The organism is Brevundimonas sp. (genome assembly GCF_027487935.1).
In the GTDB taxonomy this organism is placed as follows: Bacteria; Pseudomonadota; Alphaproteobacteria; order Caulobacterales; family Caulobacteraceae; genus Brevundimonas.
On sequence record NZ_JAIYCP010000021.1, the window covers coordinates 44,415 to 60,225 of the forward strand.

19 protein-coding genes are annotated in these 15,811 nt (G+C 67.0%); 12 read left to right on the plus strand and 7 right to left on the minus strand.

Going from position 1 to position 15,811, the window contains the following annotated elements; translation table 11 throughout:
- Window positions 1-20 precede the first annotated feature (20 nt).
- The gene (galU, locus tag Q0053_RS07550; protein WP_298098203.1) at window positions 21-899 is read left to right on the plus strand and encodes a UTP--glucose-1-phosphate uridylyltransferase GalU; all 879 of its coding nucleotides are present in this window, start codon (window positions 21-23) and stop codon (window positions 897-899) included.
- 1 nt (window position 900) lies between these two features.
- Here the strand turns inward: galU and Q0053_RS07555 are convergent, their stop codons facing one another.
- Window positions 901-1,128 carry a hypothetical protein gene (locus Q0053_RS07555; protein ID WP_298098206.1) on the minus strand — a complete coding sequence of 76 codons (228 nt, stop codon included), beginning with the start codon at window positions 1,126-1,128 and terminating at the stop codon, window positions 901-903.
- Between the two features lie 26 nt (window positions 1,129-1,154).
- Window positions 1,155-1,907 (minus strand): alpha/beta hydrolase, encoded by a 753-nt coding sequence (locus tag Q0053_RS07560; RefSeq protein WP_298098209.1) that lies wholly within the window; start codon window positions 1,905-1,907, stop codon window positions 1,155-1,157.
- Window positions 1,908-1,980: 73 nt separating this feature from the next.
- On the opposite strand from Q0053_RS07560, the gene Q0053_RS07565 reads away from it, so the two are divergent.
- The 10 genes from Q0053_RS07565 (at window position 1,981) to Q0053_RS07610 (ending at window position 11,035) form a co-directional block, all read left to right on the plus strand.
- Window positions 1,981-2,958, plus strand: a complete 978-nt coding sequence (locus Q0053_RS07565) for a glycosyltransferase family 9 protein (protein WP_298098212.1) — start codon at window positions 1,981-1,983, stop codon at window positions 2,956-2,958.
- 123 nt (window positions 2,959-3,081) lie between these two features.
- Entirely contained in the window at window positions 3,082-3,603 is a 522-nt protein-coding gene (gene infC, locus Q0053_RS07570) for a translation initiation factor IF-3 (protein WP_298098214.1), read from the plus strand.
- Between the two features lie 130 nt (window positions 3,604-3,733).
- A complete protein-coding gene (locus Q0053_RS07575) occupies window positions 3,734-4,984 on the plus strand; it encodes an MFS transporter (protein ID WP_298098217.1) in 1,251 nt (416 codons plus the stop codon).
- 160 nt (window positions 4,985-5,144) lie between these two features.
- Window positions 5,145-5,342: a 50S ribosomal protein L35 gene (rpmI, locus tag Q0053_RS07580; RefSeq protein ID WP_003166435.1), complete on the plus strand. Its 198-nt coding sequence runs from the start codon at window positions 5,145-5,147 to the stop codon at window positions 5,340-5,342.
- A gap of 54 nt (window positions 5,343-5,396) precedes the next feature.
- Complete coding sequence (gene rplT, locus Q0053_RS07585) at window positions 5,397-5,753, plus strand: 50S ribosomal protein L20 (RefSeq protein WP_298098222.1); 357 nt, start codon at window positions 5,397-5,399, stop codon at window positions 5,751-5,753.
- 86 nt (window positions 5,754-5,839) lie between these two features.
- Window positions 5,840-6,916, plus strand: a complete 1,077-nt coding sequence (pheS, locus tag Q0053_RS07590) for a phenylalanine--tRNA ligase subunit alpha (protein WP_298098224.1) — start codon at window positions 5,840-5,842, stop codon at window positions 6,914-6,916.
- A gap of 4 nt (window positions 6,917-6,920) precedes the next feature.
- Entirely contained in the window at window positions 6,921-7,352 is a 432-nt protein-coding gene (locus Q0053_RS07595) for a hypothetical protein (protein WP_298098227.1), read from the plus strand.
- A complete protein-coding gene (pheT, locus tag Q0053_RS07600; protein WP_298098230.1) occupies window positions 7,349-9,757 on the plus strand; it encodes a phenylalanine--tRNA ligase subunit beta in 2,409 nt (802 codons plus the stop codon). Before Q0053_RS07595 ends, pheT begins: the two co-directional genes overlap by 4 nt.
- A 2-nt stretch (window positions 9,758-9,759) precedes the next feature.
- Window positions 9,760-10,290 (plus strand): TIGR00645 family protein, encoded by a 531-nt coding sequence (locus Q0053_RS07605; RefSeq protein WP_298098234.1) that lies wholly within the window; start codon window positions 9,760-9,762, stop codon window positions 10,288-10,290.
- Window positions 10,291-10,420: 130 nt separating this feature from the next.
- A complete protein-coding gene (locus Q0053_RS07610; protein WP_298098237.1) occupies window positions 10,421-11,035 on the plus strand; it encodes an EipA family protein in 615 nt (204 codons plus the stop codon).
- Between the two features lie 136 nt (window positions 11,036-11,171).
- Here Q0053_RS07610 and Q0053_RS07615 read toward each other — a convergent pair whose 3' ends face one another.
- From Q0053_RS07615 to thpR, 4 genes are all read right to left on the minus strand, one after another.
- Window positions 11,172-12,056: an SDR family NAD(P)-dependent oxidoreductase gene (locus Q0053_RS07615; protein ID WP_298098240.1), complete on the minus strand. Its 885-nt coding sequence runs from the start codon at window positions 12,054-12,056 to the stop codon at window positions 11,172-11,174.
- Window positions 12,057-12,059: 3 nt separating this feature from the next.
- Entirely contained in the window at window positions 12,060-13,295 is a 1,236-nt protein-coding gene (locus Q0053_RS07620; protein WP_298098243.1) for an NAD-dependent epimerase/dehydratase family protein, read from the minus strand.
- An 86-nt stretch (window positions 13,296-13,381) separates the two neighbouring features.
- Entirely contained in the window at window positions 13,382-13,906 is a 525-nt protein-coding gene (locus Q0053_RS07625; RefSeq protein ID WP_298098246.1) for a GNAT family N-acetyltransferase, read from the minus strand.
- Window positions 13,907-13,914: 8 nt separating this feature from the next.
- Window positions 13,915-14,454 carry an RNA 2',3'-cyclic phosphodiesterase gene (gene thpR, locus Q0053_RS07630; protein ID WP_298098652.1) on the minus strand — a complete coding sequence of 180 codons (540 nt, stop codon included), beginning with the start codon at window positions 14,452-14,454 and terminating at the stop codon, window positions 13,915-13,917.
- Window positions 14,455-14,579: 125 nt separating this feature from the next.
- Here thpR and Q0053_RS07635 point away from each other — a divergent pair, with 125 nt between their 5' ends.
- Entirely contained in the window at window positions 14,580-15,323 is a 744-nt protein-coding gene (locus Q0053_RS07635) for a Bax inhibitor-1/YccA family protein (protein WP_298098248.1), read from the plus strand.
- A 53-nt stretch (window positions 15,324-15,376) separates the two neighbouring features.
- On the opposite strand, the gene Q0053_RS07640 is transcribed toward Q0053_RS07635, so the two are convergent.
- Entirely contained in the window at window positions 15,377-15,709 is a 333-nt protein-coding gene (locus Q0053_RS07640; RefSeq protein WP_298098251.1) for a DUF2794 domain-containing protein, read from the minus strand.
- Window positions 15,710-15,811: the final 102 nt, after the last annotated feature.

Below are 15,811 nucleotides of genomic sequence, written 5' to 3' on the forward strand. Positions count from 1 at the left end.
CTCGCTGTTCAGGATATCGAATGACCGCTTCCACCCGCCGCCTCCGCAAGGCCGTCCTGCCCGTGGCCGGTCTGGGCACACGCGTCCTGCCCGGCACCAAGACCACGCCCAAGGAGCTGCTGAACGTCGTCGACCGGCCGATCCTCAGCTATATCGTCGAGGAAGCCCGCGAGGCCGGGATCGAGCATATCGTCTTCGTCACCGGCCGCTCCAAGGGGGCCATCGAGGACTATTTCGATCACCAGATCGAGCTGGAAGCCCAGCTGCTGGCCAAGGGCAAGACCGATATCCTCGAGATGATGAACGCCGAACTGGCCAGCGCCGGCGAGATGAGCTTCACCCGGCAGATGCAGCCCCTCGGCCTCGGCCACGCCGTCTGGTGCGCCCGTGACATTATCGGCGACGAGCCGTTCGCCGTCCTGCTGCCCGATGTGATCGTGGATTCCCAGCCGGGTGCCCTGAAACAGCTGGCCGATGTCTATGCCCGGGTGGGCGGCAATGTGATCGGCGTCGAGGCCGTGCCGGAAAGCGAGACCCACAAATACGGCATCGTCGATCCGGTGAACCGGGAAGGCCGCCATATCCGCATGCGGGGGATGGTCGAAAAGCCGCCGCAGGGCGAGGCACCGTCGAACCTTTCGATCTCGGGCCGCTATATCCTGCAGCCGGAAATCTTCGGCATCCTGGAGAACCAGCCGCGCGGCGCGGGCGGTGAAATCCAGCTGACCGACGGCATGGCGCGGCTGATGCAGGACCAGACCTTCACGGCGGTGGAATACGAGGGCGTGACCCACGACTGCGGCGACAAGATCGGTCTGCTGCGGGCCAATGTGGCCCTGGCCCTGAAGCGGCCGGACCTGGGTGATGCGGCGCGCGCGGCCATAGCCGCGCTGCTGTAGGTCAGCCGCCGCTGGTCAGGCGCGAGGCACCGCCGGTGATACGACAGACATTGTCGGTCTGGGGCCGGCCGCTCTGCTGGCCATTGGGGACCAGGATGCCGCCGCGGGCTTCGCAGCTGTCGGACAGCTCGCGCAGCTCATCGACATAGGTCCCCGATCCCGCGGTCGAGGCGCAGGCTGAGAGAACGAGCAGAAGGATGGCGGGTACGGCGAGGTTCAGAGGACGCATGGCAGGGTCTCCTTGCGATGGGTTCCCTATCTAAACCCCTGAAGCCGCATTCGATCAACCGCCCGGATCAGAAGCGCGAGATCATCGGGAGTCGACAGGCGGTGGTCGCCGCCCTCGATCAGGTCCAGCCGGACGTCTCCACCCGTCAGCCGTTCGACAAGGGCCGTGGCATGACTCCAGGGCACCACATCATCGGCCCTGCCCTGAAGAATATGGACCGGCGCTGCGATGGGCAGGGGGGCATCCAGCAGAAGCCAGTCACGGCCGTCCTCGAACAGGCCACGGGTCAGGACATACTCGCCGTGACCCGCCTCGACGATCCGGACCTCACCGTCGCGCAGGATGGCGTGACGCTCATGGTCGGCCAGACCGGGCCACATCAGTCGCTCGGTAAAGTCCTGGGCCGGGTTGACCAGCACCAGTCCGGCCATCCGCCCCGGCCGCGCCAGCGCCGCCAGCAGGGCGACCCAGCCGCCCATGGAAGAGCCGACCAGAACCACCGGCCCCTTGAGGCTGTCGATCATCTGGATCGCATCCTCTCGCCAGCGTCCGATCGTGGCCTTGCGCCAGTCGCCCGACGACCGGCCGTGCGCGAAATGGTCATAACGGACATAGTCCCAGCCGCGTTCACGCGCTGCAGCATCCAGGGCCAGGGCCTTGGTTCCCTCCATGTCCGAGCGGAAGCCGCCGATCCAGACCACGGTCGGACCGTCGCCCTCGACCCGGCGATACGCCAGGGTTTCACCACCCCGGCAGATCAGATGCTGGATGTCATCCAATCGCGGCTCCTCTCGCGAAAGTCGTCGCGGACTGATAGCGAACCCGGGAAAGCGAAGCGAAGGCCAAAACCGCGTGACCGATACCAAGACCGCCAGGAACGTCCTGTTCGTCACCTCTAACCGCATCGGCGACTGCGTCATATCCTCCGGCGTGATCCGCGAAATCGCGCGGCAGGTGCCGGGTGCCCGGATCACGGTGGCCTGCGGTCGGCCGCCGGCCCCCTTCTTCCGGTCCGCGCCACAGGTCGAGCGGGTCATCATCCTCGACAAGAAAAAGCTGGCCGGACACTGGTTCGATCTGTGGCGTCAGGTGGTCGGCACGCGCTGGGACCTGGTCATTGACATCCGTGGCTCGGCCCTGAGCTGGCTGATCCCGGCAAGGCGGCGCGTGGTCTACAATCGCGGCTGGGAAACCGGCCTGCGCAAGGTCGAGATGGTTTCGAGGATGATGGGCGCGCCGGCCCCGCTGGATCCTGAAATCTTCCTCGACGCCCGGGCCGTCGCTGACCGGCAGGCGGTGCTCGATCCGCAACTGGCCGGCGGGAGCGGCCCTGGCCCGATCATCGCCCTGGCCCCGATCGCCCACCAGCCCGGCAAGAGCTGGCCGGCCGAGCGCTGGGGCGAACTGGTCGAGAGGCTGAAGGCGGAACCCCGGTTCGACGGCTGGCGCTTCATGGCCGTCGGTGGCCCCGGCGACCGGCCGCCCGCGACCCCGGCACTGGAGGCCGCCGGGCCGCGCGGAATCGACTTCGTCGGCAAGGGCGACATCCTGGCCTCGGCCGCAGCGATCGACGCCGCAGACCTGTTCGTCGGCAATGATTCCGGCCTGATGCATGTCGCCGCCGCCCTGGGCCGGCCGACGCTGGGCCTGTTCGGTCCGACACAGTGGTGGCTGTACGGGCCCTGGGGTCCGCGGACCCTCATCGCCGCCTCCAATGAGACCCGCGGCGAGTTCGCGCCCATCGAGGCGCTGACGGTCGACCGTGTCTTTGAGGCCGTCCTTGACCTGCACGACACCTGGATCAGCGACCGTGCGCCGCTCAAACCTTGAAGACGGGGGCTTTCGCGGTCATATAGGCCCTGTTGGGGACAGGCCGCGATCCGTCGCGCGCTCATCCTCGTCAGAACTCCGCCGCCTCATCCACACAAGGAACCGACGCTCATTCGCCGTCCGATGAACCAGCCGCCCGTCAAGGACGGGCCGCCCATGAACCACGATATCCGCGCACCGCGCGTTCTGCTCATCGATCAGAACGGCGAGAAACAGGGCGTCATGCCGACGTCAGCCGCGCTGGAAGCCGCCGAAGAGGCCGGCATGGATCTGGTTCAGATCGTCTCCACGTCCGAGCCGCCGGTCTGCAAAATTCTCGACTACGGCAAATTCCGCTTCCAGGAGCAGAAGAAGAAGGCCGAGGCGCGCAAGCGTCAGAAGGTCGTCGAGCTGAAAGAGATCAAGCTCCGCCCCAATATCGACACCCACGACTATGAGGTGAAGGCCAAGGCCATGCACCGCTTCTTCGACGAGGGTGACAAGGTCAAGGTGACCCTGCGCTTCCGCGGCCGCGAGATGGCGCACCCGGAACTGGGCATGAAACTGCTCAACAAGGTCCAGGCCGATTTCGAGGATATCGCCAAGGTCGAATACGCCCCGCGTATGGAAGGCCGCCAGATGATCATGATCCTGGCCCCGAAATAGCCGCCGCGCCTTGCAGACCATGGGACGCCCCGACCGGAAACGGCCGGGGCGTTTTCGTTTTCCAGCTTCGCCTTGCGCGCCTGCGCGATCTGGATGACAGAGGGGTCGCCTCCCGCCCGAGTACCGCCCTGTGACGTCAGCCGCCCTGCCCCCGCCCCCTTCGCGATCAGCGCTGTTCGTCCTGTTCGGGGTGGTGTTCATCAATCTGGTCGGCTTCGGCATCGTCATCCCGCTGCTGCCCTTCTATGGCAAGACCCTGGATGCCCCTCCTTGGCAGGTGGCGATCATGTTCTCGGCCTATTCGCTGGGCCAGTTCGTCGCCGAGCCCTTCTGGGGCCGGCTGTCGGACCGGATCGGGCGCAAGCCGGTGCTGCTGATCACCATCCTGGCCAATGCCGCCGGCTATCTGGCGCTCGCCTTCGTGCCCAATATCTGGCTGGCGATCGCGGTGCGGCTGTTCACCGGCTTTGGCGCGGGCAATGTCTCGACGGCCCAGGGCTATGTCGCGGACGTCACCCCGCCCGAGCTGCGCGCCGGCCGGATGGGACTGATCGGCGCCGCCTTCGGCCTCGGCTTCATCTTCGGCCCGGCCATCGGCGGCCTGCTGACCCATCCGGAGCTCGGAAAGCTGGGCTATCAGCTGCCGATCTTCACCGCCTCCGGCCTGTGCCTGCTGGCCGCCATCGGGGTCGCCGTCCTGCTGAAGGAAAGCCGCGTCAGGGCGGACCCCGCTGCGCCACGCCCGGCCTTCCTCGGCGGGGTGCGGGACGCGGTGGCCAATCCGGTGGTGTCGCGGGTCCTGCTGGTCACCTTGATCTATATGGCCGGGTTTTCCGGCTGGGAATCGACCTTCGGCTTCTGGACCGAGGCCCGCTACGGCTGGACGGCGCGCGAGGTCGGCCTGTGTTTCATGGTCGTCGGGATCGTCTCGGTGGCCTGTCAGGGCTTTCTGGCCGGCCGGCTGGCGCGCCGGTTCGGTGAGTCCCGCGTGCTGGCGTTCGGCTGCCTGACCTTCGGCACCAGCCTGATGGCCCAGGTCTTCGCAAGCCGTCTGTGGCCCGATGCGGACTGGATGGTGCCCGCCATCATGGCGGTGGGCGCCTCGGGCATGGCGATGACCATGCCCAATCTCTCGGCCCTGATCTCACGGTCGGTCGATCCGGATCGCCAGGGTGCCATGCTGGGGCTGAACATGGCCTCCAGCTCAATCGCACGGATCTTTGGTCCGATCATCGCCGGGGCCATCTTCTCGCAGATCGGCCACGACTGGCCCCTGATCATCGGCGCCGCCCTGACCATTCCGGCCGCGGTGATGGCCATCAATGCCGGACGGGCGTTCCGGAAGCGGCTGGCGGCTGCCGTCCCGGCCGTCGCGCCATAGACCGAGCCTTGCTTTCCCGCGCCGGCTGGCCTAGAAGCCGCGCCTTCGCGTACCGAACCGCCGGGCTAACAGGCATGCCTGGGCGGTTCTCATCAGGGTTTCCAATCCGACGGCTCCAAGGGCCGAAAGAACCGGTAACCCACTCAAAAAGAGAGTGAAAATGCCCAAACTGAAGACAAAGTCGGGCGCCAAGAAGCGCTTCAAATTCACGGCGACTGGCAAGGTCAAGGCCGGGGTGGCAGGCAAGCGGCACCGCTTGATCAGCCACAACAGCAAATACATCCGCCAGAACCGCGGCACCTCGGTCATGGCCGACGCCGACGCCAAGAAGATCAAATCCTACATGCCGTACGCCTGATCGGCGCGCGCAGTAACGATCTGATTTTCCCTTAGAATTTGAAAGGATAGCGACATGGCTCGCGTCAAACGCGGCGTAGTTTCCCACGCCAGACACAAGAAGGTTCTCAAGCAGGCCAAGGGTTTCTACGGCCGCCGCAAGAACACCATCCGTACCGCCAAGGCCGCCGTCGATCGTGCCGGCCAGTACGCCTACCGCGACCGCCGCAACAAGAAGCGCTCGTTCCGCGCCCTGTGGATCCAGCGCATCAACGCCGCCGCGCGTCTGGAAGGCTTCACCTATTCGCAGTTCATTCACGGCCTCGGCGAGGCCGGCATCGAGCTGGACCGCAAGGTCCTGGCCGCGATGGCCGCTGACGAAGTCGCCTTCAAGGCCGTGGCCGACAAGGTCCGCGAGGCGCTGAAGGCCTGATTTTCCGGCAACGGAAGACGCAAAAGCCCTCCGGCCCACGCCGGGGGGCTTTTTGCTTTGCGCCCCAACCGCTAGACGACTGCACAATGACCGATCTCGCCCAACTCGAACTCGACCTGATCAACGCCATCGGCGACGCCCGGACTGCGGCGGCGGTCGAGGAACTGCGTGTCGCGGCCCTCGGCAAGTCCGGCTCCATCTCCGGCCTGCTCAAGGGAATGGGGGCGCTGAGCCCGGATGAGCGGCGCGAACAGGGACCGGTGATCAACGGCCTGCGCGACCGGGTTTCGGCAGCCCTGGCCGCCCGCAAGGCCGAGCTGGAAGGCGCCGAACTGGACGCCCGGCTGAAGGCCGAGCACATCGACCTGACCCTGCCCTCACGGCCGCGCCGCGCCGGTTCGGTCCATCCGACGATGCAGGTGATGGACGAGATGATTGCCGTCTTCGCCGACATGGGCTTCGCCGTCGCCGAAGGCCCGGACATCGAGGACGATTTCCACAATTTCACGGCGCTGAATTTCCCGCCCAAACACCCGGCGCGGGAGATGCACGACACCTTCTTCCTGCGCCCCGACCCGGAGACGGGCGAGCGCAAGGTGCTGCGCACCCACACCAGCCCGGTGCAGGTGCGGACCATGATGACCCAGACGCCGCCGATCCGGATCATCGCGCCGGGCCGGACCTTCCGGAAGGACTCGGACGCCACCCACACGCCGATGTTCCATCAGGTCGAGGGGCTGGTCATCGACCGCGACATCCACATGGGACACCTGAAGTGGACGCTGGAGACCTTCGTCGCCCGCTTCTTCGAGGTCGACGGCGTCGACGCCCGTTTCCGGCCGCACCATTTCCCCTTCACCGAGCCCTCGGCCGAGATGGACATCCGCTGCGACCGGTCGGGCGGCACGCTGAAGCTGAACCAGGGCGACAGCTGGATGGAAATCCTCGGCTGCGGCATGGTGCATCCGAACGTGCTGCGGAACTGCGGCATCGACCCCGACGAATTCCAGGGCTTTGCCTTCGGCATGGGCGTGGATCGCCTGGCCATGCTGAAATACGGCATTCCCGACCTGCGCCCCATGTTCGACGCCGACACCCGGTGGCTGGCCCACTATGGCTTCTCCGCCTTCGCCGCCCCCAATTCCGCCTCTGGCCTGAGCTGATCCGATGACCGACGAAACCGCGAAAATGTCCCCCGCCGAGGCCGCCGGCCGCGCCATGGTCGCGCGCACCCGCTTCGAGAAGGAGGCCGTCTGGCTTCCTGTGCTGGCGGTGAACCACTGGAACGCCGGCGAGATGGTGATCGCCGGCAAGACCTTCACCGACTGCGTCATCGAGGGCCCTGCGGTGATGGCTGTGATGAACGGCACGACCTTCGACGGCTGCAACATGGGCGCGGCCGCCAATCCGCGGAACCTGCTGCTCAAGCCGCTCGGCGACAGGATCGTCGGCGCGATCGGCATGGCGGACTGCCGCTTCGTGCGCTGCCGGTTCGCCCAGGTGGCCTTCACCGGCGACGACGTCCTGCTGGCCGAGCTGGAAAAGGGAATCGTCGCCGGCAATGCCGCCATGGAAGTGGCCGGGGGCGACGCGGCGTGAAATTCACCCTCTCCTGGCTGAAGGAGCATCTCGACACGGACGCCGACGTCGCGGCCGTGGCCGACGCCATGACCATGGCCGGCCTGGAGGTCGAGGAGGTCCATGATCCGATCGCCGCCCTGGCACCCTTCACCGTGGCGCGGATCGTCTCGGCCGAGCCGCATCCCAATGCCGACCGTCTGCGTGTCTGCCAGGTGGATACGGTGGACGGGCCCAAGGAGATTGTCTGCGGCGCGCCCAATGCACGCGCAGGCCTGACCACCATCTATGCGCCGATCGGTGCCTTCGTTCCCGGACTGGGCGTGACCCTGGTCGAGAAGCCGGTGCGGGGCGTCGTCTCGAACGGCATGCTGTGCTCCGCCTCTGAGCTGGAGCTGGCGGGCGAGAGCGACGGAATCCTCGAACTGGCAGACGACCTGGCCGTGGGAACCCCGGCCGCCGGCGTCTTCGGTGCCGAACCCGTCATCGATTTCGAAGTCACCCCGAACCGGCCCGACTGGCTGGGCGTGGCGGGCATTGCGCGCGATCTGGCGGCGGCCAGTCTGGGCCAGTTGAAGACCCCTTCAATCCAGCCGGTTCCCGGAACCTTCCCTTCGCCGATCACCGTGCGGATCGATGCGCCGGAGATGTGTCCGGTCTTCGCCGGACGGCTGATCCGGGGCGTGAAGAACGGCCCCTCGCCCGAGTGGCTTCAGAGTCGTCTGACGGCCATCGGCCTGCGCTCGATCAACCGGCTGGTCGATGTGACCAACCTGGTCGCCTATGACCGCTGCCGGCCCCTGCATGTCTATGATGCGGCCAGACTGGTCGGCAGCGAGATTGTCGTGCGCGCCGGCCAGGTCGCACCGGCGGCGGGCGAACCGGAACAGCTGATCGCGCTCGACGGCAAGACCTACAGTGTCGACCCGGCCATGTGCCTGATCGCCGACGAGGGTGGCGAGCGGGCGATCGGCCTCGGCGGCGTCATGGGCGGCGTATCGACCGGTTGTTCGGATGAGACCACGGATGTCTTCATCGAATGCGCCTGGTTCGACCCGATCCTGACGGCCCAGACCGGCCGGACGCTGTCGCTGCACTCCGATGCCCAGTACCGGTTCGCCCGCGGCGTCGACCCTGCCTCCGTCGCGCCCGGCCTGGAGCTGGCGACCCGGCTGATCCTCGACCTGTGCGGCGGCGAGCCGTCGGATCTGGTGGTGGCAGGCCAGGCCCCGGCCGATCCTGCGGCCTTCGCCTTCGACCCGGCCCGGGTGGCATCGCTGACCGGGCTGGCACTGGACGACGACCGGATCGCCGAAATCCTGACCCGGCTCGGGTTCGAAATCGTGCGCGGAACATCGTGGACCGTGACGCCGCCGTCCTGGCGCCGCGACGTCGAGGGGCCCGCTGATCTGGTCGAGGAAGTCGCCCGCATCGAGGGCTACGGTGCCCTGCCGTCCACCCCCCTGCCCGATCTGGGCGCGCCGTCGAAGGGCGTGCTGAGCCCGCGTCAGGCGCGGGTCAGGCTGGCCCGGCGCGCGCTGGCGGCCATGGGCTATGCCGAGGCGGTGACCTGGTCCTTCACCAAACAATCGACCGCGGCCCTGTTCGGCGGCGGCGACGACAGCCTTCGGGTCGAAAACCCCATCGCCGCCGATCTGGATTGCATGCGGCCGTCGGCCCTGCCCAATCTGATCCAGGCGGCGGCGCGCAACGCTGCGCGCGGCCATGCCGACGCCGCCCTGTTCGAGATCGGCCCCATCTATCTGAACGACCGGCCGGACGGTCAGCGCACGGTCATCGCCGGTCTGATCGCCCCGCGCGCCGCGCGACACTGGGGCACCGCGCCGGAGGACGCCCTGTTCGGCCTCAAGGGCGACCTGATGGCCTTGCTGGAGGCGCTGGGTGCGCCTGTGGCCTCGTTGCAGCTGGTCCAGGGGCAGAACCGCGACTGGTGGCATCCGGGCCGTTCGGCGCGCCTGCAGCTGGGCCCGAAGACCATTATGGTCGAGTTCGGGGCCCTGCATCCCCGGGTGCTGAAGGCGCTGGACGCCGATGCGCCCATGCTGGCCTTCGAGATCGTGCTGGACGCCGTGCCCGAGCCGCGTGGCGCGAAGTCCAAGGCACGGGGACCGGCAAACCTGGCCAATCTTATGCCCCTGACCCGCGACTTCGCCTTCCTCGTCGAGGACGACAGGGCCGCAGGCGATCTGGTCCGTGCCGTCGCCGGTGCCGACAAGGCACTGATCGCGGGGGTGTCGGTGTTCGACGTCTATCGCGGTGCGGGCGTGCCCGAGGGCATGAAGTCGGTGGCGCTGGAGGTTGCGATCCAGCCGGTCGAGGCGACCCTGACCGAGACAGAGATCGAGTCGCTCTCGGCCCGTATCGTTGGTGCCGCCGGCAAGCTGGGCGCGACCTTGAGGAGTTGATCGTGGGACTCAAGTCGAAGATCGAAACCCGTTTCGAGCGAGGCCTGTTCGCCTCCCGCTGGCTGATGGCCCCGATGTACCTGGGGCTGATCGTGTCCCTGGCCATGCTGGTCACGGTCTTCTTGCGCGAGCTGATCCATTACGCGCCCCAGGCCTTCACCATGACGAGCGAACAGGTGATCCTGGTCGTACTGACCCTGATCGACCTGTCCCTCGCCGGAAACCTGCTGCTGATCGTCCTGTTTTCGGGCTACGAGAATTTCGTCTCCAAACTGGATATCGACGATGCCGTCGACCGGCCGCCATGGATGGGGACCGTGGATTTCTCGGGCCTCAAGATGAAGCTGATCGCCTCGATCGTGGCGATCTCCGGCATTCATCTGCTGAAACGGTTCATGGAGATCGGCGAGACCAAGGCGCCCCTCGATGAACCGCAGTTGATGTGGCTGGTGATCATCCACCTGACCTTCGTCGGCTCCGGCGTGCTTCTGGCCCTGATGGACTGGCTGACGGCGCAGACGAGCAAGCATTGAGCGGGATCCGCTGCGGGATGGCAACGTCCCGTTAACCTTGCCGCCGCAAGGCTGACTCAAAGAACAGTGACGGTATGGACCAGCGCCCGTGTGTCCCGGGCGAGCCGTCGCCGCATTCGGAGCCAGAACCATGCACCGCCGCCAACTGATCCTGTCGGGCCTCGCCGCCACCGCCGGCGCCTCCGGCCTGTCCGCCTGCGCGACCGCGGGCGGGTCGTCCAATCCCGGCTATCCGATCGCCTCGGACGGCCAGGCCCCGGTCTATACGGCCGAGGAACTGGTCGCTGCGGGCTCGCGCGAACTGGGCATCGCCGCCGAGGCCATCGGTGCCGCCATCGAGCGCATCTTTGCCGAACAGGGCGACCGGCCGACGGCCTATATCGCCGGCGAGGAGGCTTCCGGTGCCGCGGGCTTCGGAGCCCGCTACGGTCGCGGTGCCTTGCACATGAAGGACCTGTCGGCATCGCAGGAGGTCTTCTGGCAGGGAATCTCAATCGGCTGGGACGTCGGCGGAAATGCCTCGCGGGTCTTCACCCTGGTCTACGGCCTTTACCATCCCGACATGCTCTATCGCCGCTATCCCGGCGTGGAAGGCACGGCCTATCTGGTCGGTGGTCTGGGCGTGAACTACCAGCGTGCCGACGGCATCATCCTGGCCCCGATCCGCACCGGCGTCGGCCTGCGGCTGGGTGCCAATGTCGGGACCATGGCCTACAGCCGGCAGCGGAACATCCTGCCCTTTTAGCAGGGCGCCAACGCTCGCGACGCGGTCGCTCGCTGCATGAGCACGGGCCGCGTTGTCGCGGATGTCGTGCCTTTCGAGGATGTCGTCGTCGGAATGTCGACGATATCACTGCCGAATTGTCTTGGGTCGATGTCGACTATGTCGCGTCATGGGCGATGAGAGATTCCAGCCCCTCACGCCACGTCGGATACTTCGGCCGCCAGCCCAGTTCCGCCTTGGCCTTCGCGTTCGAGAGGCGTTTGGAGTCGCGGTAGAAGCGCCGCATGGCGTCGGACACCGACGGATCGTCGAGGTCGACCTCCGGCGGCAGGGGCAGGCCGAGACGCCGGGCAGCCCCTTCCATGACGACATCCGCCGGTGCCGGCTCATCATCACACAGGATGTAGGCTGCGCCGCCCCTGGGCCGTGCCATGGAGGCAAACAGGCCCGAGACAACGTCATCGACATGGACCCGGTTGAACAGCTGACCGGGCTTGCGCACGATCCGCGCCGTACCGTCGCGCAACCGGTCCAGCGGCGAACGACCGGGACCATAGAGGCCCGGCAGACGGAACAGCTGGACGGTCAGCCCCATGCCCTGACCGGCGGCAAGCCAGTCGCGCTCGGCACGGACCCGGCGGGCCCCCTCGAGGGAGGCGGCGTTCAGTTCGCTGTCCTCCAGCGCCCAGCCGCCCGCGCGGTCGCCATAGACCGCCGTCGAGGAGACATAGCCGATCCAGTCGGGCCGCGCGTCCGCGGCCGCGAGGGCCGGTGCCATGGCCTTGAGCCCGGGACAGCCCTCCGCCACTGGCGGGGCGCAGATCAGGATGGCGGAGGCCCCGGCCACGGCATCGGCGAGGGCCGGGGCGTCATCGGGGTCAATCACGCCCAGGCCTTCAGCGGACAGGGCTGCCCTTCGGTCCGCATCGCGACTGGTCAGGACGGCGCGGCCGCCGCGGCCCAAGGCCTCGAGTCCTGCCGCCCGACCCAGCCAGCCGCCGCCGAAGACCAACAGGGCGGAATTGGCGGCGGGTTCAGGCATGGATCAGGCCGAACGCGCCTGTACCGGCTTGGTGGGCGGCGCGGCGACGGTGGCCGGAGCCTTGATCGCCTCGGCCCGCTTGCCGTTCCAGGTCGACACACAGGGCACTTTCGACAGGTCGGCGCGATCCGCATAGCGGCGGGCGATCCCGGTCACATCCTGCATCAGCCCCTCGGCCAGGGTAATCGGCTTCAGACCCAGTTCGCGGAACTGGTCATTGGCGACCACCAGCTCGTTCTCGTCGGCCTCCTGGCGCGGGTTGGGCACATTGTGCACCTCGGCCCCGGTCATGTCGGCGATCATGGCGGCCAGATCACGCACGCGGCGGCTCTCGGTCATCTGGTTGAGGATCTTGACCCGGTCGCCGACCTTGGGCGGATTGTTCAGCGCCAGCTCGACGCAGCGAACCGTGTCCTGGATGTGGATGAAGGCCCGGGTCTGGCCGCCGGTGCCGTGCACGGTCAGCGGATAGCCGACCGCCGCCTGCATCAGGAAGCGGTTCAGCACGGTGCCGTAGTCGCCGTCATAGTCGAACCGGTTGATCAACCGCTCGTCGCGGCGGGTCTCCTCGGTCTGGGCCCCCCAGACGATACCCTGGTGAAGGTCGGTGATCCGGACCCCGTCGTTCTTGGCGTAGAACTGGAACAGCAGGGCGTCCTGGGTCTTGGTCATGTGATAGATCGAGCCCGGGTTCGGCGGGAACAGGATCTCCTGCTCGGCGGGGCCGAAGTCGGTGTCGACGGTGACCTTCAGATAACCTTCGGGGATGCGCAGGCCGGCGGTCGTATAGCCATAGACGCCCATGGTACCGAGGTGGGCCAGGTGGATGTCCCGGCCGCTCTCCACGATCGCCGCCAGCAGGTGGTTGGTGGCGTTGAGATTGTTATCGACCGTATAGAGCTTGTGCCGCGCCGACTTCATCGAATAGGGCGCGGCCCTTTGTTCGGCGAAATGGACGACGCTGTCGGGCTTCCAGTCGTTGATCAGGGCGACCAGCCGGTCGAACTCCTTGCCGACGGTCATGTTGACGAATTCGATGGTCCGGCCGCTGACCTCCTGCCAGGCGTTGATCCGCTCGCCCATGGTCCGGATCGGCGTCAGGGACTGGACCTCGAGCTCGTTGTCGATGTTGCGGCGGCTGAGGTTGTCGACGATGCAGACGTCCCACCCCCGTGCCGACAGATGCAGCGCCGTCGGCCAGCCGCAGAACCCGTCGCCGCCCAGAACCAGAACCCGCATCGCCTATCCTCGTCGTTTCCTGGCTCCTGACTAGCGGAACGCGTCGGTCGGTCAAAGCGTCAGTGTGTCCTCAGCGCGTCATCGCTTCAGCGCGACCGGGCCCGCCAGTCCTCCCGGCTCTGGCCCCAGCTGTCGACGGGCAGTTCACTGAAGGGGGGAGGCAGGCGGGTGGGGCCGAGATTGCGCGAGCCGATTCGCCCGGCCAGTCGCTGCGACGGGGTATTGTCCGGAGCGATGGTATGGATGACCTCGGTCCAGCCCAGAACATCGAAGGCATAGTCGATGGTCGCGGTCGCCGCCTCCACGCCATAGCCCTTGCCCTGGGCGTCCGGATGCAGGGCCCAGCCGACCTCGGTGCCAGGCCATCCGGGCGGGCTCCAGGGCCCGGCCCGACCCAGCCACAGGCCGGTCTCGCGTCCGATGATCGAGAACATTGACACGCCGGTCAGGCTCCAGGCCCCGGCCATGGTCATGAACCCCCGCCAGGCCACGGCCGCCGGCTGAACCCCACCGAGGAATCTCGCGGCTTCGGCGTCACCCATCATCTCTGCCCAGCGCGGGAAGTCCTCCATGGCAATGGGGCGCAGGATCAGGCGTTCGGTTTCAAGCACGGGTCCGGTCACAGGACGTACTCCCTCTCGAGGTCATAACGGCTGCCGCTCCGGCCCAGGACGCTGGAATACAGGCTGAACCGGTCCACCCGGATCGGCGGGGACTGCAGCAGATTGTGGTCGGCGATCCAGGCCCCGACCCGGGCAGGGTCCGCCGCGGCGTTGAGATAGGCCAGGGTCAGATGGGGGCGATAGTCCCGGCGCTCGATCGTGATGGCAGCCCGTTCGGCGGCGCTGCGGCATCGGCCGGCGAGAACCGACAGCCGGTCGTTGGCCTCGACCCCGGCCCAGATGGCGTGGGTCCGATGGCCGTCACCGAAGGCGCCGACGCCGGACAGGCGGATCTCGAACGGGCCGCCCGTCGCCGCCCGCTCCAGCTCGATCGACAGGTCGTCGGCGCGACGCTCGTCGATCTCGCCATAGAAGGCGAGGGTGATGTGGAGCTGGTCGGCGGTCCGCCAGCCGGCTCCGGGCAGGCCGGTCTGGCGGCATGCGAGCGCCTCGGCGACGTCATCAGGGACAGACAGGGCGGTGAAGAGCCGGATCATGCGACCGTTGGTAGCGGCTCGGAACACGGTTCCCAAGTCCGGTTTTCCTTGCGGAAGGATCGAACGCGCCCGATAATTGACCAAAGGCCGGGGTTCGCCCGGCCCAATGGAGGACCGATCTCGCCATGAGCGATTTCAGAAACGGCTATTCGATCCCCGCCTCGGCCGACATGTCGGTGGACGCGGGCCTGCGCAGCTTCATGCTGGGCGTTTACAACAAGCTGGCCCTCGGCCTGGTAGTCGCCGGAGCCCTGGCCTACGTCACGGGCAATGTCCCGGCCGTCCAGCAACTGCTGTTCGCCGCCGGCCCCGACGGTCGTGTCGGCCTGACCATGCTGGGGATGGTGGTGCAGTTCTCGCCGCTGGTCCTGCTGTTTGGCTCGATGTTCTTCATGAAGAACCCGACGGCGGGCGGCGTAAACCTGCTCTACTGGGCCGTCGTCGCCACCATCGGCGCCGGGATGGGCATCCTGTTCCTGCGCTACACGAACGAATCCATCGCCTCGACCTTCTTCGTGACCGCCGCCGCCTTCGGTGGACTGAGCCTGTTCGGCTATACGACCAAGAAGGACCTCAGCGGTCTTGGCAGCTTCCTGATCATGGGCGTGATCGGCCTGGTCATCGCCATGCTGGTCAACATGTTCCTGCAGTCCAGCATGATGGCCCTGATCATCAGCGCCATCGGCGTGCTGATCTTCTCGGGCCTGATCGCCTTCGATACCCAGCGACTGAAGATGACCTACTATTCCCTTGGCGGCGACCAGGCCGCCATGGGCGTGGCCACAGGGTTTGGAGCCTTGAGCCTGTTCATCAACTTCGTGAACCTGTTCCAGTTCCTGCTGATGTTCCTGGGCGGCAACCGCGAATAGGGGTTGCAGCATCAGAACGCAGAAAGGCTCCGGCAGAAATGCCGGGGCCTTTTCTATTCCACGATCCTGAATCTGCGGCTGTCGAAGACGCGCAGCACCTGGGCCAGCTCCCGGCCCCGGCGAAGCACGACACCGCCCTCTCCGATGACCGCCCACTGGCCCTGTTTGAGCCGCAGGGCGGGGCGTTTTTCAATGCGGTAAAGAGGGGCGTCCCACGAGCGGCGGAAGACGGCGAACTCGGCGAACTCCCGGTGGCCGACCATGGCGTAGTCGCGCCACTCGGCCGCCGCCACCATCCGGCCATAGACCCTCAGGATCAGGTCGAGTTCGCGCCGGTCGAAGAAGACCGGACCGGGAACGGACGGCAAGTCAGCGGCGTCGCTCATCCCGGCAAGGTTAAGCCACCGCCCGGAAAACGCCAGTCGCCTTGCCCGGGGTCAAGACCACCGGGTCGTCGAACGCTGTGTCCGGAACGCCGCGAACCGAAC